The 22,983-nt window shown below is 61.9% G+C and carries 24 protein-coding genes and 1 other RNA gene; 10 read left to right on the top strand and 15 right to left on the bottom strand.

Annotated features, from left to right (window positions below):
• Positions 1 to 16: 16 nt before the first annotated feature.
• The 4 genes from BM416_RS25115 to BM416_RS25100 all read right to left on the bottom strand — a co-directional run bounded on the left by BM416_RS25115 (position 17) and on the right by BM416_RS25100 (position 5,400).
• The gene (locus BM416_RS25115; protein ID WP_092489831.1) at positions 17 to 1,135 is read right to left on the bottom strand and encodes an ABC transporter permease; all 1,119 of its coding nucleotides are present in this window, start codon (positions 1,133 to 1,135) and stop codon (positions 17 to 19) included.
• Positions 1,135 to 3,852, bottom strand: coding sequence for a ribosome-associated ATPase/putative transporter RbbA (gene rbbA, locus BM416_RS25110; protein ID WP_092489830.1), 2,718 nt, complete (start codon positions 3,850 to 3,852; stop codon positions 1,135 to 1,137). The genes BM416_RS25115 and rbbA overlap by 1 nt, the downstream gene beginning before the upstream one ends.
• On the bottom strand, positions 3,849 to 4,814 hold the full coding sequence (locus BM416_RS25105) for an HlyD family secretion protein (RefSeq protein ID WP_027608372.1): 966 nt from the start codon (positions 4,812 to 4,814) through the stop codon (positions 3,849 to 3,851). Before BM416_RS25105 ends, rbbA begins: the two co-directional genes overlap by 4 nt.
• A gap of 136 nt (positions 4,815 to 4,950) precedes the next feature.
• A complete protein-coding gene (locus tag BM416_RS25100) occupies positions 4,951 to 5,400 on the bottom strand; it encodes an EVE domain-containing protein (RefSeq protein WP_027608373.1) in 450 nt (149 codons plus the stop codon).
• Between the two features lie 194 nt (positions 5,401 to 5,594).
• On the opposite strand from BM416_RS25100, the gene BM416_RS25095 reads away from it, so the two are divergent.
• Positions 5,595 to 5,744, top strand: coding sequence for a hypothetical protein (locus BM416_RS25095; RefSeq protein WP_092355790.1), 150 nt, complete (start codon positions 5,595 to 5,597; stop codon positions 5,742 to 5,744).
• 7 nt (positions 5,745 to 5,751) lie between these two features.
• On the opposite strand, the gene BM416_RS25090 is transcribed toward BM416_RS25095, so the two are convergent.
• From BM416_RS25090 to BM416_RS25075, 4 genes are all read right to left on the bottom strand, one after another.
• Positions 5,752 to 6,381 carry a 5-formyltetrahydrofolate cyclo-ligase gene (locus BM416_RS25090; RefSeq protein ID WP_092489829.1) on the bottom strand — a complete coding sequence of 210 codons (630 nt, stop codon included), beginning with the start codon at positions 6,379 to 6,381 and terminating at the stop codon, positions 5,752 to 5,754.
• A gap of 58 nt (positions 6,382 to 6,439) precedes the next feature.
• A non-coding RNA gene (ssrS, locus tag BM416_RS25085) (6S RNA) lies at positions 6,440 to 6,618 on the bottom strand.
• A 30-nt stretch (positions 6,619 to 6,648) separates the two neighbouring features.
• Positions 6,649 to 6,966, bottom strand: coding sequence for a cell division protein ZapA (locus BM416_RS25080; protein WP_027608375.1), 318 nt, complete (start codon positions 6,964 to 6,966; stop codon positions 6,649 to 6,651).
• Positions 6,963 to 7,172: a TIGR02449 family protein gene (locus tag BM416_RS25075; RefSeq protein ID WP_007982902.1), complete on the bottom strand. Its 210-nt coding sequence runs from the start codon at positions 7,170 to 7,172 to the stop codon at positions 6,963 to 6,965. The genes BM416_RS25080 and BM416_RS25075 overlap by 4 nt, the downstream gene beginning before the upstream one ends.
• A 138-nt stretch (positions 7,173 to 7,310) precedes the next feature.
• Here BM416_RS25075 and BM416_RS25070 point away from each other — a divergent pair, with 138 nt between their 5' ends.
• From BM416_RS25070 to gcvH, 8 genes are all read left to right on the top strand, one after another.
• Positions 7,311 to 7,868, top strand: coding sequence for a YecA/YgfB family protein (locus BM416_RS25070; RefSeq protein WP_092489828.1), 558 nt, complete (start codon positions 7,311 to 7,313; stop codon positions 7,866 to 7,868).
• 21 nt (positions 7,869 to 7,889) lie between these two features.
• On the top strand, positions 7,890 to 9,212 hold the full coding sequence (gene pepP, locus BM416_RS25065) for a Xaa-Pro aminopeptidase (RefSeq protein WP_065938044.1): 1,323 nt from the start codon (positions 7,890 to 7,892) through the stop codon (positions 9,210 to 9,212).
• Positions 9,209 to 10,396 carry a 2-octaprenyl-6-methoxyphenyl hydroxylase gene (ubiH, locus tag BM416_RS25060; protein WP_092489827.1) on the top strand — a complete coding sequence of 396 codons (1,188 nt, stop codon included), beginning with the start codon at positions 9,209 to 9,211 and terminating at the stop codon, positions 10,394 to 10,396. The genes pepP and ubiH overlap by 4 nt, the downstream gene beginning before the upstream one ends.
• 61 nt (positions 10,397 to 10,457) lie before the next feature.
• Positions 10,458 to 11,675 (top strand): 2-octaprenyl-3-methyl-6-methoxy-1,4-benzoquinol hydroxylase, encoded by a 1,218-nt coding sequence (locus BM416_RS25055; RefSeq protein WP_166655295.1) that lies wholly within the window; start codon positions 10,458 to 10,460, stop codon positions 11,673 to 11,675.
• A gap of 95 nt (positions 11,676 to 11,770) precedes the next feature.
• Entirely contained in the window at positions 11,771 to 12,775 is a 1,005-nt protein-coding gene (locus BM416_RS25050) for an extracellular solute-binding protein (RefSeq protein WP_053127831.1), read from the top strand.
• Positions 12,776 to 12,935: 160 nt separating this feature from the next.
• Entirely contained in the window at positions 12,936 to 14,552 is a 1,617-nt protein-coding gene (locus BM416_RS25045; RefSeq protein ID WP_092489825.1) for an ABC transporter permease, read from the top strand.
• Positions 14,553 to 14,707: 155 nt separating this feature from the next.
• On the top strand, positions 14,708 to 15,790 hold the full coding sequence (gene gcvT / locus BM416_RS25040; RefSeq protein ID WP_092489824.1) for a glycine cleavage system aminomethyltransferase GcvT: 1,083 nt from the start codon (positions 14,708 to 14,710) through the stop codon (positions 15,788 to 15,790).
• A 52-nt stretch (positions 15,791 to 15,842) separates the two neighbouring features.
• Positions 15,843 to 16,226 carry a glycine cleavage system protein GcvH gene (gene gcvH, locus BM416_RS25035; protein ID WP_092489823.1) on the top strand — a complete coding sequence of 128 codons (384 nt, stop codon included), beginning with the start codon at positions 15,843 to 15,845 and terminating at the stop codon, positions 16,224 to 16,226.
• Between the two features lie 65 nt (positions 16,227 to 16,291).
• Here the strand turns inward: gcvH and BM416_RS25030 are convergent, their stop codons facing one another.
• The 7 genes from BM416_RS25030 to BM416_RS25000 all read right to left on the bottom strand — a co-directional run bounded on the left by BM416_RS25030 (position 16,292) and on the right by BM416_RS25000 (position 22,372).
• The gene (locus BM416_RS25030) at positions 16,292 to 17,434 is read right to left on the bottom strand and encodes a DegT/DnrJ/EryC1/StrS family aminotransferase (protein WP_092489822.1); all 1,143 of its coding nucleotides are present in this window, start codon (positions 17,432 to 17,434) and stop codon (positions 16,292 to 16,294) included.
• Positions 17,435 to 17,593: 159 nt separating this feature from the next.
• A complete protein-coding gene (locus BM416_RS25025; RefSeq protein ID WP_092489821.1) occupies positions 17,594 to 18,265 on the bottom strand; it encodes an outer membrane protein in 672 nt (223 codons plus the stop codon).
• 163 nt (positions 18,266 to 18,428) lie between these two features.
• The gene (locus BM416_RS25020; protein ID WP_027608386.1) at positions 18,429 to 18,746 is read right to left on the bottom strand and encodes a DUF2388 domain-containing protein; all 318 of its coding nucleotides are present in this window, start codon (positions 18,744 to 18,746) and stop codon (positions 18,429 to 18,431) included.
• A gap of 69 nt (positions 18,747 to 18,815) precedes the next feature.
• Positions 18,816 to 19,262 (bottom strand): NfeD family protein, encoded by a 447-nt coding sequence (locus BM416_RS25015; RefSeq protein WP_027608387.1) that lies wholly within the window; start codon positions 19,260 to 19,262, stop codon positions 18,816 to 18,818.
• Between the two features lie 10 nt (positions 19,263 to 19,272).
• Positions 19,273 to 20,193 (bottom strand): SPFH domain-containing protein, encoded by a 921-nt coding sequence (locus BM416_RS25010; RefSeq protein ID WP_027608388.1) that lies wholly within the window; start codon positions 20,191 to 20,193, stop codon positions 19,273 to 19,275.
• 77 nt (positions 20,194 to 20,270) lie between these two features.
• Positions 20,271 to 21,950: a GspE/PulE family protein gene (locus tag BM416_RS25005; RefSeq protein ID WP_092489820.1), complete on the bottom strand. Its 1,680-nt coding sequence runs from the start codon at positions 21,948 to 21,950 to the stop codon at positions 20,271 to 20,273.
• Between the two features lie 83 nt (positions 21,951 to 22,033).
• The gene (locus tag BM416_RS25000; protein ID WP_092489819.1) at positions 22,034 to 22,372 is read right to left on the bottom strand and encodes a hypothetical protein; all 339 of its coding nucleotides are present in this window, start codon (positions 22,370 to 22,372) and stop codon (positions 22,034 to 22,036) included.
• Positions 22,373 to 22,499: 127 nt separating this feature from the next.
• On the opposite strand from BM416_RS25000, the gene BM416_RS24995 reads away from it, so the two are divergent.
• Positions 22,500 to 22,970, top strand: coding sequence for an Lrp/AsnC family transcriptional regulator (locus BM416_RS24995; protein ID WP_010207358.1), 471 nt, complete (start codon positions 22,500 to 22,502; stop codon positions 22,968 to 22,970).
• Positions 22,971 to 22,983: the final 13 nt, after the last annotated feature.

Here is a 22,983-nt window from a genome sequence, read left to right as displayed (position 1 = left end):
CAGCCTGGCTTGCGGTTCAGGAAGCCAGGCTCTTCCTGAACCGCGCCAACGCCACCGCAAAAAACACCAGCCCGATCCCCGCCAGCGCCAGCAAGTCCGGCCACACCACACTCACCCCCGCATCGCGAAACAAAATCGCTGCGCTCAGGCTCACAAAGTGCGTCGACGGCGAGCCCTGCATCACCCACTGCAACCACTCGGGCATGCTGTCCAGCGGCGTGCTGCCGCCTGATAACAGCAGCATCGGGATAATCACCGGGATCGCCAGCAAGCCGAACTGCGGCGTCGAGCGGGCGAGGGTGGCGAGGAAGATCCCCAGTGCCGTACTGGCAAACAGATACAGGGCAGTCACAAACAGGAACAACCCCAGCGACCCGGCCAGCGGCACGCCGAGCAGCCCTTTGACCACCACCTCCAGCGATAGCCAGGTGCACAGCACCACCACCAGCATATTGCTCCAGATTTTCGCCAGCATGATTTCCAGTGCGGTCAGCGGCAGTACCAGCAGGTGGTCGAGGGTGCCGTGCTCGCGCTCACGCAGTAATGCGGTGCCGGTGAGCACGATGGCCAGGATGGTGATGTTGTTGACGATCTGGATCACGGCCAGGAACCAGCCGCCCTCCAGGTTGGTGTTGAACAGTGCTCGGGTCGTGAGCAGCGCGGGCGCCTGGCGGGTGGCGTCGGTTTGCCCGCTGTAGTTGAGCAATTCGCGCTGGAAGATCCGCCCGATATAGCCCGCGCCCATGAACGCCTGGCTCATCGCCGTGGCGTCGACGTTCACCTGCACGCCAGGCTGGCGACCGGCCAGCAGGTCGGCCTGGAAGTTGGCCGGCACGTTGATCACGAAGGTGTACTGGCCGCTGTCCATCACCTTGTCCAACTGGTCATAGGCTAACGGCGCCGGTGCTTGGAACTCGGGCGGTTGCAGCGCCTCGGCCATCTGCCGGGAGAGCGCGCTGTGGTCTTCATCGACAAACGCCACGCTGGCGTTGTGCACGCCGATCACCGAGCCGGCGGCGGGCATGTAGATGGCGACGGTGAAGGCGTAGAACAGAAACAGCAGCAATACGCTGTCGTGACGCAGGCTGGTGAGTTCCTTGATGCCCAGCCGGAAGATGTGTGCGAGCTTGTGCATCAGGCCTCCTGCTTCTTGAGCATGACCAGGCTCAACCCGGTGAACCCGATAAAGAAGCCGAACAGCGCCAGGCATTGCGGCCACAACTGGCGCAGATCCAGGGCCTTGGTGAAGGTGCCCACGGCAATATCCAAAAAGTGCCCGGCCGGAAACAGTGCGCCCATCAAGGCGGCGGCGCCCTCCAGGGACGAGCGCGGCACGATCAGCCCGGAAAACTGGATGGTTGGCAGGCTGGTGATGATCATGGTGCCGAGGATCGCCGCGATCTGGGTGCGGGTGAACGCGGAAATCAGCAGGCCCATGCTGGTGGTGGCCAGCACATACAGCAGCCCGCCAAACGCCAGCGTCAGGCCGCTGCCCTTGAACGGCACGCCGAACAGCCAGCGATTCATCGCCACCAGCAGCGCCAGGTTGACCAGGCTCACGGCCAGGTAGGGAGCCTGTTTGCCCAACAGGAATTCCAGGCGTGTCAGGGGGGTGGCGTAGAAGTTGGTGATCGACCCCAGTTCTTTCTCGCGCACGATGCCCAGGGCGGTGAGCATCGCCGGGATAAACGCCAGGATCAGCGCCATCACGCCGGGGCCGATGGCATTCACGCTGACCACGTCCTGGTTATAGCGAAAACGGGTTTCCAGTTTGGCGGCTGCCTGGGTGCTGCGCGGCAGGCTGCTCAGTTCGGCCAGTTGCTGCAGGTTGCCTTGGTGCACCGCCTCCACATAGTTGCGGCTGGTTTCCGCACGAAACGGCATGCCGCCATCGAGCCACGCGGCCACGGTGGGTTGGCGCCCGGCATAGAGATCGCGACCAAAGCCGGGCGGGATCTCCAGGGCCAGTTTGATTTCCGAGCGTTGCAGGCGTCGGTGTAATTCGGGGGCGTTTTGGATCGGCGCCTGCTCGGCGAAGTAGCGCGAGCTGCGGAAGGCTTCCAGATAGGCGCGGCTTTGTGGCGTCTGGTCCTGGTCGTAGACGGCGAAGGCGAGGTTTTCCACATCCAGGGAAATGCCGTAGCCGAAGATCACCATCATGAACATCGCACCGAGCAGGGCGAAGGCCATGCGTACTTTGTCGCGCAGCAGTTCCTTGCCTTCGCGGCTGGCCACGGCCAGCAGGCGAGACAGGCTGAAACCACGTTTGCTGATGGGCGGCGCATGGGTTTCGCTGACGGTTTTGGCCGACGTGGCGGGTTCGGCATCGCCTTGGGCTTGCTCAAGGCAGATGACGAACGCGGCTTCCAGGGTGTCGCCGTTGAATTGCCGTTGCAGTGCGTCCGGTGTGTCGCAGGCCAGTACCTTGCCGGCATGCATCAGGGAGATGCGGTCGCAGCGCTGGGCTTCATTCATGAAGTGGGTAGACAGGAATATCGTCACCCCTTGTTCGCGGGACAACTCGATCAACAGCCGCCAGAAATCATCCCGCGCCGCTGGGTCGACGCCCGAGGTGGGCTCATCGAGGATCAACACTTCCGGGCGATGCAGCACCGCCACGGCCAATGACAAGCGTTGGCGCAGGCCGAGGGGCAGCTCCCCGGACGGCTGCTCGGCCACTTCACCGAGGTCGAAACGCTTGATCAGCTCATCGATGCGCGGGCCGCTGTCGGCCTTGGGCAAATCGAACAGTTGCGCGTGCAACACCAGGTTCTGGCGCACGCTCAGCTCGCCATACAGCGAGAAGCTTTGCGACATGAACCCTACGCGCTTGCGGGTGGCCAGGTCCTTGGCGTTCACCGGGTTGCCCAGCAGCGTGGCGCTGCCTTCGGTGGCCGGCATCAGCCCGGTGAGGACTTTCATGGTGGTGGTCTTGCCACAGCCGTTGGAGCCGAGGAAGCCGAAGATCTCGCCACGGCCGATGGCAAAGCTGACCTTGTTCACCGCCGTGAAGTCGCCGAAGCGCAGGGTCAGGTCGTGGGCTTCGATGGCGATATCGGTGTTGGCGTTTTCCCTTGGCGGGATCACCAGGGGTTGGTTGTCGTGGGCACTGTCGCCCTGGAAGTGGGTGAAGGCCTCATCCAGTTTGCCGCTGGGGGTCGCTGCCGCCAGTTCGCTGCTGAGCCCGTCGGCGATCAGCTGGCCACGGTCGAGCATCAGGCAATGTTCGAACTGTTCGGCTTCTTCCATGTAGGCGGTGGCCACCAGCAGCGTCAGTTGCGGACGCTCGCTGCGGACGGTCTCCACCAGTTCCCAGAAGCGCCGCCGCGACAGCGGGTCGACGCCGGTGGTGGGTTCGTCGAGGATCAACAGGTCCGGATCGTGGATCAGCGCGCAGCACAGGCCGAGCTTCTGCTTCATGCCGCCGGAGAGCTTGCCGGCCGGCCGCTCGGCGAAGCGCGCGAGGTCGGTGGCCAACAGCAGGTTGTGCATGCGCTGGTCGCAGTCGGCGTTGGACAGGCCGAACAGCGTGGCGAAGAAGCGGATGTTTTCGCTGATGGACAGTTCGGGGTACAGGTTGCCGCCCAGGCCCTGGGGCATGAAGGCAATGCGCGGGTATAGGCTGTTGCGGTGGCGACGGTCCTGGATGGAGCCGCCGAGCACTTCCAGTTGGCCGTCCTGGAGCTTTTTAACCCCGGCGATCAACCCCAACAGGCTCGACTTGCCCGCTCCATCCGGGCCGATCAGTCCGCAGCGGGTGCCGGTGGGCAGGCTGAAGGCGATGTCGATCAAGGCCTGCTGCTTGCCGTAACGGTGGTTGATGGCGGTGGCGTGCAGCGCCAGGCCGGTCATTGCAGGTTGGCCGGCCAGTCGATGTCAGCCATGCGCACGTAGCCGGCGCCGGGCATCCCCGGTTTGGCCTGGGGCACGGCGCTGGGTTGGGTCAGGCGCAGCTTGACGCGAAACACCAGTTTCTGGCGTTCGTCGCGGGTTTCCACTTCCTTGGGGGTGAACTGCGACTTGGCAGCAACAAAGCTGATTTTCGCCGGCAGCGGTTGCTGGGGCAGGGCATCGAGCAGGATACGTGCGTCACTGCCCACCGTCAGGCGGCCGGTGACGGAGGCGGGCAGGTAGAGGTTCATGTACTGATCCTCGGGATCGATCAACAACAGCACGCGCCCGCCGGCACCGAGGACCTCGCCGGGCTCGGCCAGGCGCAGTTGGATAATGCCGTCGATGGGCGCGCGCAGGCTGCTGTCATCGATTTCGCTGGTCAACTGGGCGACCTGGGCCTGGGCAGCACCGATGGCGGCCTTGACCGAATTGACCTGGGCTTGCGCGGCGATCACGGCGGCGTTGCCGGTGTTCTGGCGGGCCTGCTGCTGGTCGATCAACTGGCTGCTGGCAAAGCCGCGCTTGTACAGTTCCTGGGTACGCTTGAGTTCCTGGTTGGCCAGCAGTTGCTCGCTTTGGCGCAGTTGCACATTGGCCTCGGCGGCGGCGAAGTTTTCCCTGGCGCGCAGCACTTCGGCTTCGGCCTGGGCGCGCTGGGCTTCCAGGGTGCGGGTGTCCATGCGCGCCAGCAACTGGCCCTTGAGCACCTTGTCACCTTCATCCACCCGCACCTCGGCCAGGCGGCCGGGGATCTTGGCGGCGATCTGCACTTCGGTGGATTCCAGGCGGCCGTTGCCCATGCCCAAGCCTTCGGGCAGGCGATCCTGGGTGGACTTCCAGTAACCGAAGCCGCCGGCGGCGAGCAACAAGGCAATCAACAAAGCGGCAAACAAGTGGGAGGAGCGGGGCGTGATCGACATGGGTGCATCCTGCGGCGTTAGCGTCCTAGTTTGACCGAGGCAGCCCGAGGGGCGTTGATGCCGGTCAAATGAAGCGCAAGCCTAACCCGGTTCAGGTGCAGATGCATGCGCCGGGAGCGTGACCGCAGGGTTCTGGTCAGCGCAGTGCCAGCACCGCTGCCCATTGTTCTGCCGTGACCGGCATCACGGACAAGCGACTGCCTTTTTGTACCAGGGGCAATTCGGCGAGGGCGGTTTGCTGTTTCAGGTAGCCCAGGCCCAGCACCTTGGGAAAGGTCTGGACGTGCGCGACGTTGATCGCACTCCACGGGTTTTTCTCCGGGGTGGCCTTGGCGTCGAAGTAGTGGCTGTCCGGCTCCAGCGCGGTAGGGTCCGGATAGGCGGCCGCGATGATCTTGCCGATGCCGGCAATGCCGGGCTCGGGGCAACTGGAGTGGTAGAAGAAAAATTGGTCACCCACTGCCATGGCGCGCAGGAAGTTGCGTGCCTGGTAGTTGCGTACCCCGTCCCAGCGCGCTTCGCCCAGCGTTTCCAGGCCGTTGATGGAGAGTTCGTCGGGCTCGGATTTCATCAGCCAGTAGGCCATTTTTGCGCTCCTGAAAAAGCAGTGGGCAAGTTGTCAGGCAATTTGATGACAAACCGACAGTCGGTTGGCGTCAAGGTTTGCGTGTTGGTTCACGTTATCGGAGAATGCCGGGATTTTAAGCTTGACGCAGCTGCAACGGACTACTTTGGAACGTTGTTGTCATCGTGTACGAGATGCCTGAAGGGGGGCAATCGATGCAACGTAAACCGGATTTACTATGGATATTGGTGATTTTGTTTGGTCTGGGCGTCGTGACCACCGGGTATGCGCAAAGCTTGTGGTCGAACAAGACCGATGCGCCAGTTGAACTGACTCAGCAGCAGCCGCAACCCTTCAAGCGCTGACCCTTCTTCAAGACGCCGTAGCTTCCTGCGGCGTTTCTGCGACATACCACTGCCTGTCGGTAACGGTGCCAGCCAACGGCACATCCCAGCTGGCCTGTGCCAATCGATCGACCTTCTGACATTCATGGGCCAGGCCCAGCAGCGCCGGCTTGCGCCAGCTTTTGCGGCGTGCCAGGTAGGCGAGGCTGCGGTCGTAGAAACCGCCGCCCATGCCCAGGCGGCCACCGGCATCATCGAATCCCACCAACGGCAGCAACACCAGATCCAGCGCCCACACCTTGCGCTGGCGCCTGGCATTGACCCGTGGCTCCAGAATGCGAAAGCGATTGGGCAGCAGCGTTTCCCCAGGCTTCACGCGCTGGAACACCATCTTGGTCCGTGGCCAGGCGCTGAGCACCGGCAGGTAAGTGGCCTTGCCCCGGCGCTGTGCCGCACGCAGCAGCAGGCGCGGATCGATTTCACCGTCCGTCGGTAGATACAGGGAAATATGTTTGGCCCGGCGAAACAGCGGGTGCTGTGCCAGTTGCCGATACAGGCCATGGGCGGCCTGGCGCTGCTCGCTCGGCGTGAGGGCGCGGCGGGCTTTGCGCAACATGCGTCGAAGGTGCGGACGGGAAAGCGGCGCAGGTTCGTTCATGGTTTTTCGGCTCATAAAACAATGCCAGTCCGGGGACTGGCATTGAGTTCTGGAATTCAGGCTCCCCGACAGAGCCGCTGTCGACTCAGCCCTTGAACCCGAAAGTTCAAGGTGGAAGAAGCAGTAGGCTTTAAGGCTTTCCGTCTAGCGGACATGCACACCAGCCCAACGTGCAACTTCCAGGGTAGTGCGAATCGGCTCCGGGACATCGCCGACTGGCAAGCACGCCAGGGAGTGGGGCGAGTATACCTTAAACAGTCGCGGCAATCAGCCCTTGGGTTGCTCTGTGTCGCTGGAAAGCACCAGGTCCACGCGTTCGAGCAGGTCGCGCACCTGCTCGCGCGTCGAGCCGCTGGCCTGTACGTCAGGGCGCTCCTGCTTATGCAGCAGGTCGTGGGTAATGTTCAGGGCGGCCATTACGGCGATGCGGTCGGCACCGATGACTTTGCCGCTGCTGCGGATTTCGCGCATCTTGCCGTCCAGGTAGCGGGCGGCGCTCACCAGGTTGTTGCGCTCTTCCTGGGGGCAGATGATTGAATATTCTTTGTCGAGGATCTGCACGGTGACGCTATTGCTTGAACTCATGAGTCTTGCTCCAGGGCCTTCAGGCGCGAAATCATCGATTCGACCTTACGCCGGGCGATTTCGTTTTTTTCAATGAGGTGAGCGCGTTCCTCGCGCCAGGTCTTTTCCTGAGCTAATAGGAGTCCGTTTTGACTCTTAAGTTGCTCGACCCGAGTAATTAGCAATTCGAGTCTGGCCATCAGCGCTTGCAGGTCGGTGTCTTCCATTGGGTTCCACTGGATTTGTCTGATGAATGGCAACTGCAGGATAAACGATCTGACGCCCTCGATAGTCTTGGTACGTCTGCCGGTGCTAGGATACAGCGCTCCATTCTAGACATTGCGCCGTCTGGCGCCTAGCTCACCATGCCCATTCAGAACTCCCCGTACGATGCTTTTTCCAAACTGCTGAGCACCAGCGGCCATCCTTGCTCGCCCGCCGAGCTGCATGGCGTGCTGCTCGGCCGCAGTTGCACCGGTGTTGGCTTTGATGCCGACAACTGGCTGGCCGATGTGGCCGAGCTGCTGGAAACCGAACCGACCGAAAACGTGCGTAACGCGCTGATCGGCCTGCAAGAGATGGTCAAGGGCGAACTGACCGGTGATGACGTCACCGTGGTCCTGCTGCTGCCGACCGACGATGCACCGCTCCCCGAACGCGCCGCCGCACTGGGCCAATGGTGCCAGGGCTTCCTCCACGGTTTCGGCGTGAACGCCGGCGGCCTGGAACTGAGCACCGACGCCAAGGAAGTGCTGCAGGACCTGGCGGCCATCTCCCAGGTGCAAGATGCCCTGGAAGAGTCCGAAGACGGCGAAGGCGACTACATGGAAGTCATGGAATACCTGCGCGTCGCGCCGTTGCTGCTGTTCACCGAGACCAGGAAGTCCGCTGAGCCTGCTGCACCCAAGCCTTCGCTGCACTAAGAAAAGGAAGCCCATCTGCCCATGATCCATATCCCCAAAGCGGAATACACCCGGCGCCGCAAGGCGCTCATGGCGCAGATGGAACCCAACAGCATCGCGATCCTGCCGGCTGCCGCCGTGGCGATCCGCAATCGCGATGTGGAGCACGTCTATCGTCAGGACAGCGACTTCCAGTACCTGAGCGGTTTCCCCGAGCCGGAAGCGGTGATCGTGCTGATGCCCGGTCGCCAGCATGGCGAGTACGTGCTGTTCTGCCGCGAACGCAATGCCGAGCGCGAATTGTGGGACGGCCTGCGTGCCGGTACCGAAGGCGCCATCCGTGACTTCGGCGCCGACGATGCCTTCCCCATCACCGATATCGACGACATCCTGCCCGGCCTGATCGAAGGCCGCGACCGGGTGTATTCGGCCATGGGCAGCAACGCCGAATTCGACCGGCACCTGATGGAGTGGATCAATGTCATCCGCTCCAAAGCGCACCTTGGCGCCCAGCCACCGAACGAGTTTGTTGCCCTGGATCATCTGCTCCACGACATGCGCCTGTATAAATCGGCGGCAGAAGTGAAGGTGATGCGCGAGGCAGCGCGAATTTCCTGCGCGGCCCATGTGAAGGCCATGCAGGCCAGTCGCGCCGGCTTGCATGAGTTCAGCCTGGAAGCCGAGCTGGATTACGAATTCCGCAAGGGCGGCGCGAAGATGCCGGCCTATGGCTCCATCGTCGCCACCGGGCGCAACAGCTGCATCCTGCATTACCAGCAGAATGACGCCGTGCTCAAGGACGGTGACCTGGTGCTGATCGATGCCGGTTGCGAAATCGACTGCTACGCCAGCGACATCACGCGCACCTGGCCGGTCAATGGCAAATTTTCGCCGGAACAGAAGGCGATCTATGAAATCGTGCTGGCTTCCCAGGAAGCCGCCTTTGCCGAGATCGCGCCGAACAAGCATTGGAACCAGGCCCACGAGGCGACGGTGCAGGTCATCACTGCCGGGCTGGTGAAGCTGGGATTGCTGAAGGGCGACGTCGACGAACTGATCGCCAGTGAAGCCTACAAGCCTTTCTATATGCATCGCGCCGGCCATTGGCTGGGGATGGATGTGCATGACGTCGGCGAGTACAAGGTGGGCGGCGAATGGCGTGTGCTGGAAGTTGGCATGGCGCTGACGGTGGAACCGGGCATTTATATCTCGCCGGATAACCAGACCGTCGCAAAAAAATGGCGTGGCATTGGTGTACGTATCGAGGACGACGTGGTGGTGACCAAGCAAGGCTGTGAAATCCTGACCGGCGGCGCCCCCAAGAGCGTCGTTGAAATCGAAGCCCTGATGGCGGCCGCCCGATGAGCCGGGTCAACCTGGCGATTATCGGTGGCGGCCTGGTAGGCGCGAGCCTGGCGCTGGCGTTGCAGGCCGGGGCCAAGGCGCGTGGCTGGAAGATCGTGCTGATCGAACCCTTCGCGCCCGGCGACAGCTACCAGCCGAGCTACGACGCGCGGTCTTCGGCGCTGTCCTACGGCGCCCGGCAGATTTATCAGCGCCTGGGCCTGTGGCAGCAGATCTCGCGCCGCGCCGAGCCGATCAAGCAGATCCATGTGTCGGACCGCGGACGCTTCTCCACCGCGCGACTGTCCGCCATGGAGGAGGGCGTGCCGGCCCTCGGTTACGTGGTGGAAAACGCCTGGCTCGGCCAATGCCTGTGGCAAGGCCTGGACAAGGACGTGGTGAGTTGGCGCTGCCCGGCGGAAGTCACATGCATGGAGCCGCTGCCCGATGGCTACCGCCTGACCCTCAACGATGAAACCGTGCTGGAGTGCGACCTCGCGGTGCTGGCCGACGGCGGCCGCTCCGGCCTGCGCGAGCAACTGGGCATTGGCGTGAAAACCCGCCCGTACAACCAGAGCGCACTGATCGCCAACATCACCCCGAGCGAAGCCCACAACGGCGAAGCGTTCGAGCGTTTCACCGATGAAGGCCCGATGGCCCTGCTGCCGCTGCCGGACAACCGTTGCGCACTGGTATGGACCCGTATCGGCATGGACGCACAGCGCCTGGCCAATCTCGATGAGCGCAGCTTCCTGAGCGAGTTGCAGGGCGTGTTCGGCTACCGCCTGGGCACCCTCAAGCAAGTCGGCGCCCGTCATCTGTATCCGTTGACCCTGGTGGAAGCCGAAGAGCAAGTGCGCTCGCACCTGGCGATCCTCGGCAATGCCGCCCACAGCCTGCACCCGATTGCCGGGCAGGGGTTCAACCTGTCCCTGCGTGATGCCCACGCCTTGGCCGAGGCCTTGCTGGCCGGGCCGGCGGTGCCGGGCGACCTGGCAACGTTGCAGGCTTATCGCGAGCGTCAGCGCATGGATCAGAAGTTGACCGTGGGTTTCTCCGACCAGGTCACGCGGCTGTTTGGCAGCGCGCAACCGCTGGTCGCCCTGGGCCGCAATATGGGCCTGCTGGGCCTGGACCTGTTGCCGCCGGCCAAGCGTTGGTTCGCCCGTCAGGCCATGGGCCTGGGGACGCGTCCCGATGCGTGAGACTCATCAATCCTTTTACGTGCGGTGCAAGCCGCCAGCGAGACAGGCTTAAAGCATGGACATGCGCGCAGATGTGCTGATTGTCGGGGCCGGAATGGTCGGAAGCGCCCTGGCGCTGGCATTGCAAGGCAGCGGCCTGCAAGTGCTGCTGCTCGACGGCAGCCCGCTGAGCGTCAAGCCGTTCGACCGCGCGGCGGCCTTCGAACCCCGTGTGAGTGCCTTGTCGGCGGCCAGCCAGCGCATCCTCGAGCGCCTCGGTGTGTGGGATGGCATCGTTGAACGACGCGCCAGCCCGTACGGCGAGATGCAGGTGTGGGACGGCAGCGGCACCGGGCAGATCCACTTTTCGGCGGCCAGCGTGCATGCCGAAGTGCTCGGGCATATCGTCGAGAACCGCGTGGTCCAGGATGCCTTGCTCGAGCGTCTGCACGACTGCGACCTGGGCCTGCTGGCGAATGCGCGCCTGGAGCAGATGCGTCGCTCCGGCGATGACTGGCTGCTGACCCTGGCCGATGGCCGAAAATTGCGCGCGCCGCTGGTGGTAGCCGCCGATGGCGCCAACTCCGCCGTGCGCCGCCTGACCGGCACCGCGACCCGTGAATGGGACTACCTGCATAACGCCATCGTTACCAGCGTGCGCAGCAGCCAGCCGCACCAGCGCACGGCCTGGCAACGCTTTACCGACACCGGCCCGCTGGCGTTTTTGCCGCTGGAGCGGGACGGGCAGCAAGATTGGTGCTCGATCGTCTGGTCGACTACGCCGGTTGAATCCGAACGCCTGATGGCGCTGGATGATGAAAGCTTCTGCCGTGAACTGGAGCGCGCCTTTGAAGGGCGCCTCGGTAGCGTGGTCAGCGCCGATCCGCGTGTGTGCGTACCCTTGCGTCAGCGCCACGCCAAACGCTATGTGGCCGAGGGCCTGGCATTGATCGGCGACGCCGCCCATGTCATCCATCCATTGGCCGGGCAGGGCGTCAACCTGGGTTTCCTCGATGCGGCGGTGCTGGCCGAAGTGTTGTTGTCGGCCACCGAGCGCGGTGAACGTCTGGCCGATGTGAAGGTGCTCAGCCGTTACGAGCGCCGACGAATGCCGCATAACCTGGCCCTGATGGCGGCGATGGAAGGCTTTGAGCGCCTGTTCCAGGCCGATCAACTGCCGCTGCGCTGGTTGCGTAATGCCGGGTTGAAGATGGTCGACCAGATGCCCGAAGCCAAGGCCGTGTTTGTGCGCCAGGCCCTCGGGTTGAGCGGGGATTTGCCGGACCTGGCCAAGCCCTGACAGGTTTGTGCAACATTTGGTAACGGCTCTGCCAAGCGTTACCAAATGTGAGTCCCTATCATTTGCGCTTATTTTGCAAATGAGAGACCGCCCCCATGTTGGCACCCAAGCGCCTCCTGACTGCCCTGGCACTCACCCTGATCGGCAGCACCACCGTGCAGGCAGCCGACGAAGTGGTGGTCTACTCCTCGCGTATCGACGAACTGATCAAACCGGTGTTCGACGCCTACACCCAAAAGACCGGCGTACAGGTGAAGTTCATCACCGACAAGGAAGCGCCGTTGATGCAGCGCATCAAGGCCGAGGGCGAAAACGCCACCGCCGACCTGCTGCTCACCGTGGATGCCGGCAACCTCTGGCAGGCCGAGCAAATGGGCATTCTGCAACCGTTCACCTCCCCGGTAATCGACAAGAACATTCCCCTGCAATACCGCTCTTCGGCGCATGCCTGGACCGGTTTGAGCCTGCGCGCGCGGACCATCGCGTACTCCACCGACCGGGTCAAACCGGGTGACCTGACCACCTACGAAGCCCTGGCCGACAAACAGTGGGAAGGCCGCCTGTGCCTGCGCACGGCGAAAAAGGTCTACAACCAATCGCTGACCGCCACCCTGATCGAAACCCACGGCGCGGCCAAGACCGAAGAAATCGTCAAGGGCTGGGTGAATAACCTGTCCACCGACGTGTTCTCGGATGACATCGCCGTGCTGGAGGCGATCAACGCCGGGCAATGCGACGTGGGTATCGTCAATACCTACTACTACGGCCGTCTGCACAAGCAGAAGCCGGACCTGGCGGTGAAGCTGTTCTGGCCGAACCAGGGCGACCGTGGCGTGCATGTGAACCTGTCGGGCATCGGCTTGACCAAACACGCGCCACACCCGGAAGCCGCCAAGGCATTGGTGGAGTGGATGACCACGCCTGAGGCGCAGAAGATCTTTGCCGACGTGAACCAGGAATTCCCGGCCAACCCGGCGGTACCGCCGTCGGCTGAAGTGGCGACCTGGGGCAAGTTCGTGGCGGATACATTGCCGGTGGAAGTGGCGGGCAAGCGCCAGGCTGAAGCCATTCGCCTGATGGATCGGGCGGGCTGGAACTAAGTACAATTTGTAGGACGCCGCAGATCCAAATGTGGAGGGGCTTGCCCCCGATGTCGGAGTGTCAGTCTACTCATCGTGGACTGACACTCCGACATCGGGGGCAAGCCCCTCCCACATTGGATTGTGGTGATTTGAAGATTTCATTATTGAGAACCTACCCTTGGCCCACCCCGCCCAACGCCGCTGGTACCTGCCGGTCTTCAGCGTCGCCGCCCTGGTGCTGCTGCCGCTGAGCGTGCTGTTGCTGTCCTGGCAAAGCATCGACGCGCAAATCTGGTCCCACCTGTGGGAAACCCAGATGCCGCGGTTGCTGGGCAACACCCTGACCCTGGTGCTGGGGGTCGGCGTCGGTGTAACCCTGTTGGGCGTCAGCCTCGCCTGGCTCACCAGCCTCTGCGAATTCCCCGGCCGGCGTTGGCTCGACTGGGCGTTGATGCTGCCCTTTGCCATTCCCGCCTATGTGCTGGCCTTCGTGTTTGTCGGCCTGCTGGATTTTTCAGGCCCCGTGCAGACCCTGCTGCGCGAGTGGTTCGGCACCGGCTTGCGCCTGCCGCGGGTGCGCTCCACCAGCGGCGTGATCATTGTGCTGGTGCTGGTGTTCTATCCCTACGTGTACCTGTTGGCGCGCAGCGCATTCCTGGCCCAGGGCAAGGGCCTGATGGAAGCGGCGCGGGTGCTGGGACAGTCGCCCTTGCGGGCGTTCTGGCATGTGGCCCTGCCCATGGCACGACCGGCGATAGGGGCCGGGGTGGCGTTGGCACTGATGGAGACCCTGGCGGATTTCGGTGCGGTATCGGTGTTCAACTTCGATACGTTCACGACCGCGATCTACAAGACCTGGTACGGCTTTTTCAGCCTGTCCAGCGCGGCCCAACTGGCCAGCCTGTTGCTGTTGGTGGTGATGCTGGTGCTGTATGGCGAACGACGTGCCCGGGGCGCCAGTCGGGCTAGCAATGAACGGCCACGGGGCAAGGCGCTGTACCACTTGCGCGGGTTCAAGGCGGCGGCGGCCAGTGCCTGGTGTGGATTGGTGTTTGCCTGTGCTTTTATCATCCCGATGCTGCAATTGGTCGCCTGGTTCTGGCAGCGCGGCCGGTTCGACCTGGATGAGCGCTATTCGGGCCTGATCGTCCATACCCTCTACCTGGGTGGTATCGCGGCGCTGATCACGGTCAGCGTGGCGCTGGTACTGGCCTTCGCCAACCGCCTGGCGCCGACCCGGGCGATTCGCTCCGGTATCAGCCTGGCCAATGTCGGCTATGCCTTGCCGGGCTCGGTGCTTGCGGTGTCGATCATGCTGGCGTTCAGTTACCTGGACCGTGAACTGGTGGTGCCGCTGTCCGGCTGGCTCGGCGGGGCGGGCAAGCCATTGTTGCTGGGCAGTCTGTCGGCGCTGGTGCTGGCGTATCTGGTGCGCTTTCTGGCCGTGGCCTACGGGCCGCTGGAAAATAGCCTGGCGCGCATCCGGCCTTCGTTGCCGGAAGCAGCGCGTAGTTTGGGCGTGAGTGGGCCGCGACTGTTTTGCAAAGTGTATCTGCCGCTGTTGCTGCCCGGCACCCTGAGTGCAGCACTGCTGGTGTTCGTAGACGTGCTCAAGGAAATGCCCGCAACCCTGCTGATGCGCCCGTTCGGCTGGGACACCCTGGCGGTGCGGATCTTTGAAATGACCAGCGAAGGCGAGTGGGCGCGGGCTTCTCTGCCGGCCTTGACGCTGGTGCTGGTGGGGCTGCTGCCGGTCATCGGGCTGATCCGACGCTCTGCCCGACCAATCGGTTAGGTGCCAGTCCTACGGCTTGCGGCTACAATGCGCGGCATTCGGTGCGGTCCGTCCTTCGGATCGAGTCGCTGTACGTGGCTGCAGGCCTTGTCATTCAAGGTGTCCGGCACGGGCAACGGCCTGCGCACCTTCGCCAAGCCCGGAAGGAGAAACCCATGGGACAGCGTACGCCTCTGTATGACCTGCATCTCGCCCTCGGCGCGAAAATGGTCGATTTTGGCGGTTGGGATATGCCTTTGCACTACGGCTCGCAAGTTGAGGAGCACCATCAGGTGCGGCGCGACTGCGGGGTGTTCGATGTATCTCATATGACCGTGATCGATGTCACCGGCCCCCAGGCCAAGGATTGGCTCCAGCACCTGCTGGCCAATGATGTCGAGCGTTTGCACGGCTGTGGCCGTGCGTTGTACAGCGCCATGCTCAACGAGCAGGGCGGCGTGGTGGACGACATGATCGTCTACCGCACCGAGGCCGGATACCGGCTGGTGGTCAACGCCGCCACCCGAGACCAGGACATGGCCTGGATCCAGGCGCAACTTGGCAGCTATCAGGTGCACCTGCATGAGCGGCCCGAGTTGGCCATGCTCGCCATTCAAGGTCCCCATGCCCGGCAGAAGATTGCCGAGTTGGTCACCCAGTCTCGCGGTACCCTGATCCACCAGCTCAAGCCCTTTGAAGGGCATGCCGACGGCGATTGGTTTATCGCACGCACGGGTTACACCGGTGAAGACGGCCTGGAAATTGTCCTGCCTGCCGATCAGGCGCCGGGGTTTTTCAACGATCTGGTCGGTGCGGGGATTTCCCCCATAGGCCTCGGTGCGCGGGACACCCTGCGGCTGGAAGCCGGCATGAACCTGTACGGCCAGGACATCCATCAGAACGTTTCGCCCCTGGCGGCCAACATGGCCTGGAGCATCGCCTGGGAACCTGCCGAGCGCAATTTCATCGGGCGTGCGGCGCTGGAAGCAGAGTTGGCCGCCGGTGTGCAGTTCAAACTGGTCGGGCTGGTACTGGAAGAACGTGGGGTTTTACGTGCTCACCAGGTGGTTCGCATCGCCAATGTTGGCGAAGGGGAGATCACCAGTGGTAGTTTCTCACCTACGCTGAGCAAATCCATTGCCCTGGCGCGTGTACCGACGGCGACTGCCGATCGGGCCGAAGTGGAAATCCGCGGCAAGTGGTACCCGGTTCGAGTGGTCAAACCGACCTTCGTGCGCCATGGCAAAACCTTGATCTAACTATTTCCGGCAGGCCAATGGCTGCTGACATTTCTTCTTGAGGACACAGACTATGAGCGATATCCCTGCCGACCTGCGTTTTGCCGAAAGTCACGAATGGGCCCGTCTGGAAGCTGACGGTACGGTGACCGTCGGGATCTCCGACCATGCTCAGGAAGCTTTGGGTGATGTGGTGTTTGTTGAGTTGGCCGAAGTCGGCGCTACGTTTGAAGCCGGAGGCCAGGCGGGTGTGGTTGAGTCGGTGAAGGCTGCTTCGGATATCTATGCCCCGGTTGCCGGTGAAGTGATTGCCGTCAACGAGGAGCTGAGTGCTAGCCCTGAGCTGCTGAACTCCGACCCTTACGGCGCGTGGATCTTCAAGCTCAAGCCAAGCAACCCGGCTGATCTGGAAAAACTGCTGGATGCGGCTGGCTACAAGGCGGCCATCGGCGAGTAAACGCTAGACCCCTGTGGGAGGGGCCTTGCTCCCTCCCACATTCAACCGTGCTGGGCCGTGAGTGTTCAGTCCTCCTTCAGGACTGCCTTTACCGCCGCCACCGACCGCTCCACATCTGCCTCTGTCATCGCCGTGAACATCGGCAACGACACGATCAAACGTCCAACCTTTTCCGCTACCGGGAACATACCTTCCTTGAACCCCTGTGCCCGATAAAGGCTCAGCAGGTGAATCGGCGGGTAGTGATAGCCAATGCCAACACCCTGTGCCTGCATTTTCTCCATGAATGTGGCGCGGGCCGGCAGGCCGTCGTGACGCTCCGGCAGCACCAACTGGAACAGGTGCCAGTTACTGTTTTCGAAGTCGGCCGGCGGCAGTTGCGCGCCGTACTTTTCCTCGAAATCGCTGCCGAAACATTTGAAGTAGTGCCGGGCCAGGTGCTGGCGATGGGCGGTGATCTTCTCGATGTGGGCAAACTGCCCCAGGCCGATGGCTGCTGCGATGTCGGTCATGTTGAACTTGCCGCCCAGTACATCCACGTCCAGGCCGTCGAAGCCGGTGCGGGTGACGCCCTGCAGGCGGTATTTTTCCGCCAGGCGGGCTTCTTCGGCATTGTTCAACACCAGGCAACCGCCCTCGGAAGAGGTGATGTTCTTGTTGGCCTGGAAGCTGAACGATACAAAGTCCCCGGTGGAACCGATGCGTTCGCCATCCCAGCTGGAGCCCAGGGCCTGGGCGGCGTCTTCGACGATGCGCAGGTTGTACTTGTTGGCCAGTGCGTACAGCATCGGCATGTCCAGGGGCAGGCCGGCCAGGTACACCGGGATGATCGCCTTGGTGCGCGGGGTGATTGCGGCTTCCACCTGGGCCAGGTCGATATTGCGGGTGACCGGGTCGATGTCGGCGAACACCGGCGTGGCGCCTACTTCCAGGATCACGTTGGCTGTTGCGACCCAGGAGATCGGTGTGGTGATGACTTCATCGCCGGGCCCGATACCGGCGATACGCAAGGCGATCTCCATGGTGCAAGTGCCCGAGTTGAAGGTGCGCACCGGCCGGCCGCCAAAGTATTCCGATAGCTGCGCCTCGAAAGCCTGCACTTTCGGTCCGCTGGTGATCCAGCCCGAACGCAGTACATCGCCGACCGCCGAGATGGTGGCTTCATCGATGGTAGGTTTGGAGAACGGCAGAAAGGGCTGTTGGCTCATGACGACGAAGGCATCCGTTTCAGATTGGCGATGAGTAAGCGAGGGTTCAGTCCCGGCATGGTGGCACGGTTAGACTGAATATAGCCTGTCGCCTGTGAATGAATCGTCATGCCACGGACACGGAAGTGCCGCTTGAACGGCGGCATGTCCTGTTACCGGTCAGAAGTACACACGGGTTTCAAAGAACACACTCTGCTCCTTGAGCTTGCCCTTGAGCTGTTCATCACGAGCGTTTATCCGGTTGGTGAAGGTGTTGTAGCCGGTCTCGATACGGCCCATGTCCACGTAGCGCCAACCTGTGCCAAAGGCAATGCGGTCGTTGACCTTGGCATCCAGGCCCAAGCCTACGCTGTAGGCAAAATTATATTGGCGGTGGCTGGCAAAGCGACGGGTGTCACTGCTCTGAAAACCTTCGGCATCAATTTGCGCGACGCCCACCCCCGCCATGCCGTAGAACGACAGCCAATGGGTGAGCGGTATGTTTTTATAGCCGTTGACCATCAAGCGCTGGCTGTCCGCTTCAAGGCGGTTGACGTTGGCATTGAAGGGCGACCAGAAGGAGTCGAAGGTCGAGCTGCCGGAGAGGGTGTATTCCCCTTCCGCGCGCCAGCCATTGGCGAAGGCATAACCTACCGCGTAGGATCCGGTGAATGTTTTAGTGCTATCAGGCGCTTCCACTCGTTCGGTGACGCGCGGGCTGGTCAACAATGCACTGGATAGATTCTGGCGTGCACTGTTGAATTTTGCCGAGCCGTACCAGGCCTCTGCCTGTGCATAAGGCGTTGCAATAGCAGTGAGGAACAGAAAGGAAGATAGTTTTCGCATGGTTATCGATTCACTGAGGGGAAGGGTGGAATCGATAGCTTGTCGTCGGGCGCGTGCAGTGATCGAGAGGACTTCTCCTGTTCAATCGTCAACTCATCAGTCTTTGCTGTAGGAAGAAAAGCGGCACAAAAAAGCCGCTCCCAGGGAGCGGCTGTTTCAACCGGCGGTTTTACTCGGCGGCGATAGCGTTTTTCGCCAGGATAGCGTTGGCCAGCTCCATATCCGTGGCCTGCAGGCCAGGGTTATCGGCGCGGACTTTTTGCATGGCGGCTTCCAAGTACGGGCCGCGGATACCGCCGTCGCTGGCAACGAAGCTGCCTGCGTCGTCTTGTGCGGCAACCACCAGCTTGTGGTCCTTGAAGGTCAGGTAGGTCGAGCCGGTAGTGGCGCCTGACGAGATGACATTGCGCCAGAAACTGTCGGCCATGGCTGAACCGACAGGAAGGGAAAGCACAGCGAGGGTAGCGACAGCATATTTAAGACGCATGATGGGTGACTCCGGGTGGGTGATCTGTACCGTTTGATTGCAGTTAGCCCAGCCGAGTTCCATCACTGACTAAACAGTTTCTACCTTCAAGATCACGCCATCCAGGCCCACCACACGCACTTGAGCGCCTACAGGGCTGTCAGGCCCGGTCACCATCCAGACGCCATCACCGACTTTTACCTTGCCCCGACCCTCCACAATCGCCTGATGCACCACGAACACGCGACCGATCAGCTCCGAGCCACGCTCGTTGAGCCCCGGCTGGTCACTGGCTTTGGCACTGCTGCGCTGGCGTTTCCACCAGTACACCGCCGTCAATATCGACAGCACAGCGAACAGCAACAGTTGCCACTCCAGCCCGAGCGGCGGCACCAGAAACTTGATCACGCCCACGGCTGCCGCAGCTATGCCCATCCACAGCAGGTAGCCACCGGCGCCGAATACTTCAAGAATCAATAGCACTGTACCCAGTGCGAGCCAATCCCAGAACGAAAGATGCTGCAGGAAATCCCACATGGCGATCGCCTCAGGCTTTCTTGTTGTCGAAGGTTGCCTTGACGATTTCGCCGATGCCGCCGACAGCGCCGATCACCTGGCTGGCTTCCAGCGGCATCAGGATCACTTTGCTGTTATTGGCCGACGCCAATTTGCCAAGGGCATCGATATATTTCTGCGCGACGAAGTAGTTGATGGCCTGTACGTTGCCGGTGGCAATCGCTTCGGAAACCACCTGGGTTGCGCGGGCCTCTGCCTCTGCCTGACGCTCACGGGCTTCAGACTCCAGGAATGCGGCCTGGCGTCCACCTTCGGCTTCAAGAATCTGTGCCTGCTTCTTGCCTTCGGCAGTCAGGATCGCCGATGCCCGCAGGCCTTCGGCTTCCAGGATCTGTGCGCGCTTGATCCGCTCGGCTTTCATCTGGCCGGACATGGCGGCCATCAGGTCGGCGGGCGGGCTGATGTCCTTGATTTCGATCCGGGTGATCTTGATGCCCCACGGCGCCGTGGCTTCATCGACGGTGCGCAGCAGTTTTTCGTTGATGCCGTCGCGTTGGCTGAGCATGGCATCCAGCTCCATGGAGCCGAGTACCGTGCGGATATTGGTTTGCAGCAGGTTGCGGATAGCGTGTTCGAGGTTGTTGACCTCGTAGGCGGCCTGGGCGGTATTGACCACCTGGAAGAAGCACACGGCGTCGATCTGCACGGTGGCGTTGTCGGCGGTGATGACTTCCTGGGGCGGGATATCCAGCACGCTTTCCATCACGTTGATCTTGCGGCCGATGCGGTCCATGACCGGGATGATGATGTTCAGGCCCGGCTTGAGGGTGTTGGTGTACCGGCCGAAGCGCTCGACGGTCCACTGATAGCCCTGGGGTACCACCTTGAAGCCCATGAACAGGATGGCGATGGCCAGGCCCACGAAAAGAAGCAGTACGGTTCCGATCTGCATAGCGATTCCCTATCTGATGGTGTCAGTTAAACGACGTTCGGCGGATTGTAACGGTCTTGTCACCGATAAGAACGGTTTCAGCACGGCGTAATCAACGCATTTGTTACCGAATCCCCAGGCGTCACTCGCAATACCTCGGCCATTGTGGTCAGCCCCGCCTTGACTTTACCCACGCCGGCCATGCGCAGGCCGCACATGCCTTGCGCCACCGCCTCCCTGCGCAGGGACTGCGCGTCGGCGCCTGGCGTGATCAGCGCCTTGAGCGAGTCATTCAGCACCATGATCTCGTAGACCCCGGCGCGCCCGCGAAACCCGCTGTTTCGACATTCTGCACACCCTACCGCTTCGTGAGCATCGCCCGCCACCCGCTTGCAATGAGGGCACAGCAAGCGCACCAAGCGCTGCGCCATTACGCCCAATAACGTGGCCTTGATCAAATAATGAGCAATCCCCAGTTCCTGCAAGCGGCTGATGGCGCTGGGCGCATCGTTGGTGTGCAGCGTCGAGAGCACCAAATGCCCGGTCAATGCGGCCTGGATCGCCATCTCGGCGGTTTCCTGGTCGCGGATCTCGCCGATCATGATGATGTCCGGGTCCTGGCGAAGCAGGGCTCGGATGCCGCTGGCGAACGTCAGGTCGATATTGGGCTGTACCTGCATTTGATTAAACGCCGGCTCGACCATCTCGATCGGGTCTTCCACAGTGCAAAGATTGACCTCCCGGGTCGCCAAGTGTTTGAGCGTGGTGTAGAGGGTGCTGGTCTTGCCTGAACCGGTAGGCCCCGTGACCAGGATGATGCCGTTGGTGTGGCGCGTCATGTCGTGCCATCGCTGCTGGTCTTCGGCCGACAAACCCAGCTCGTCAAAGTCCTTGAGCAGCACCTGCGGGTCGAAAATCCGCATCACCAGCTTTTCGCCAAAGGCGGTGGGCAAGGTCGACAGCCGCAACTCGACTTCTGTGCCTGCAGGGCTTTTGGTCTTGACCCGGCCGTCCTGGGGTTTGCGTTTTTCCGCGACGTTCATCCGCCCGAGGCTTTTCAGGCGGCTGACCACCGCCATCGTCACCTGGGGTGGAAATTGATAGACGTCGTGGAGCAGCCCATCAATGCGAAAGCGCACGCGGCCTTGTTCACGGCACGGCTCGATATGAATATCACTGGCCCGCTGGGCGAACGCGTATTGCAACAGCCAGTCGACGATATTGACGATATGCGCGTCGTTGGCGTCCGGCTCCTGGTCGCTGGCGCCGAGGTTGAGCAACTCGACGTTGCCAGTCCCCGCGACCTTTTGATCCGCACCGCTGACGGACTTCGCCAGCCGGTAAAATTCGCTGATACAACGCTGAATGTCCTGGGGGTTGGCAACCACGCGCCTGATCGAGCGCTGGAGCACTTGTGCCAGTCCCGATTCCCAACTGGTGACATGGGGCTGGGCGCTGGCAACGGTGACGGTCTGCGCGTCCACGGCCACCGCAAGGATGGCGTGGCGTTGGGCAAATGCGTGGGACATCAGCGGCACGACCGTTGCGACATCGATCTTCAGCGGGTCGATACGCCAATAAGGTTGTCCGACATGTTGGGCAAGCCACTGGGTCAGGGTTTCCAGGGAAGGCCCATGGGCGGCGATGCACTCCAACGGGTGCTGGGCGTTGCCGGCGGGCAACGCTGATAAGCGCTGCGCGATATCGGGAGCAATCACCCCTCCCTCGACCAGCGCCGGGAGCAACTGATGCAGTTCCAATCGGTGATCAGCAGACATGAAGGTGTTCCTGGGTAGCCTCGGACGACATTTCAGGCTAGCCAGCCGCCGAATATCTTCCTCCCAGCGTATGTTGCAGGCCTTTACCGAGCTGCTGCCGCCACGGCCGCAGGCCCCACGGAATCAGCGCGCCACACATGCAGCGTGCGCACGCTGATCAGGTTTCGAATCTTTTCGGCGATCACTTGGGCGCGATGCCAGCTCAGGCTATCCATCACGATATCGATGTTCAGCAGGTCTTCCTGGCGGCTCACGTTGACCTGGCTCGGTGTCAGGAACTGCAACGCAAAATAGTTGAGTACCCGACACAACACATCGGGCTCCGCCTCGGCGACGATCCGGTAATGCGCCTGGCAATGGGCGCTGCTGGCAGCCCACGCATCGACGCGGGTCAGAGGGTGGGTGGTTTCGACGGCATGCATGCTGACTCTCCAGATTCGACTGGAGAAATTTTTACATTCGCTTCGGGAGATTTCTTATCTAAGATGGGCATGATTTGCGATTAATCGAATCGTTCAATTCAGAAAAGACAGCTTTCAAGGTATTTTTATGCATAGCGAATTGGACGCCTACGACCGCCGCATCCTGGCCCTGCTGCAAGAGGACGCCTCGCTGTCCAGCGCGCAGATCGCCGAACAGGTCGGCCTGTCCCAGTCGCCGTGCTGGCGACGCATCCAGCGGCTCAAGGAAGAAGGAGTGATTCGCGGCCAGGTCACTCTGCTGGATCGCAAGAAGATCGGCCTGAATACGCAGATCTTTGCCGAGGTCAAACTCAACGCCCACGGCCGATCCAACTTCACCGAGTTCACCGACGCGATTCGTGGGTTTCCGGAAGTGCTGGAGTGCTATGTGCTGATGGGGGCGGTGGACTTTCTACTACGCATCGTGACGTCGGACATTGAGGCGTACGAGCGGTTTTTCTTCGAAAAGTTATCGATGGTGCCGGGGATTCAGGAGGTCAACTCGATCGTGGCGCTGTCCGAGATCAAGTCGACCACCAGCCTGCCAGTATTGCGCTGACAGGATCGGCCTC

Origin of the sequence: Pseudomonas sp. NFACC42-2, assembly GCF_900116055.1 — a bacterium.
Taxonomy (GTDB): Bacteria; Pseudomonadota; Gammaproteobacteria; order Pseudomonadales; family Pseudomonadaceae; genus Aquipseudomonas; species Aquipseudomonas marginalis.
This window is presented reverse-complemented; position numbering and strand designations above follow the sequence as displayed.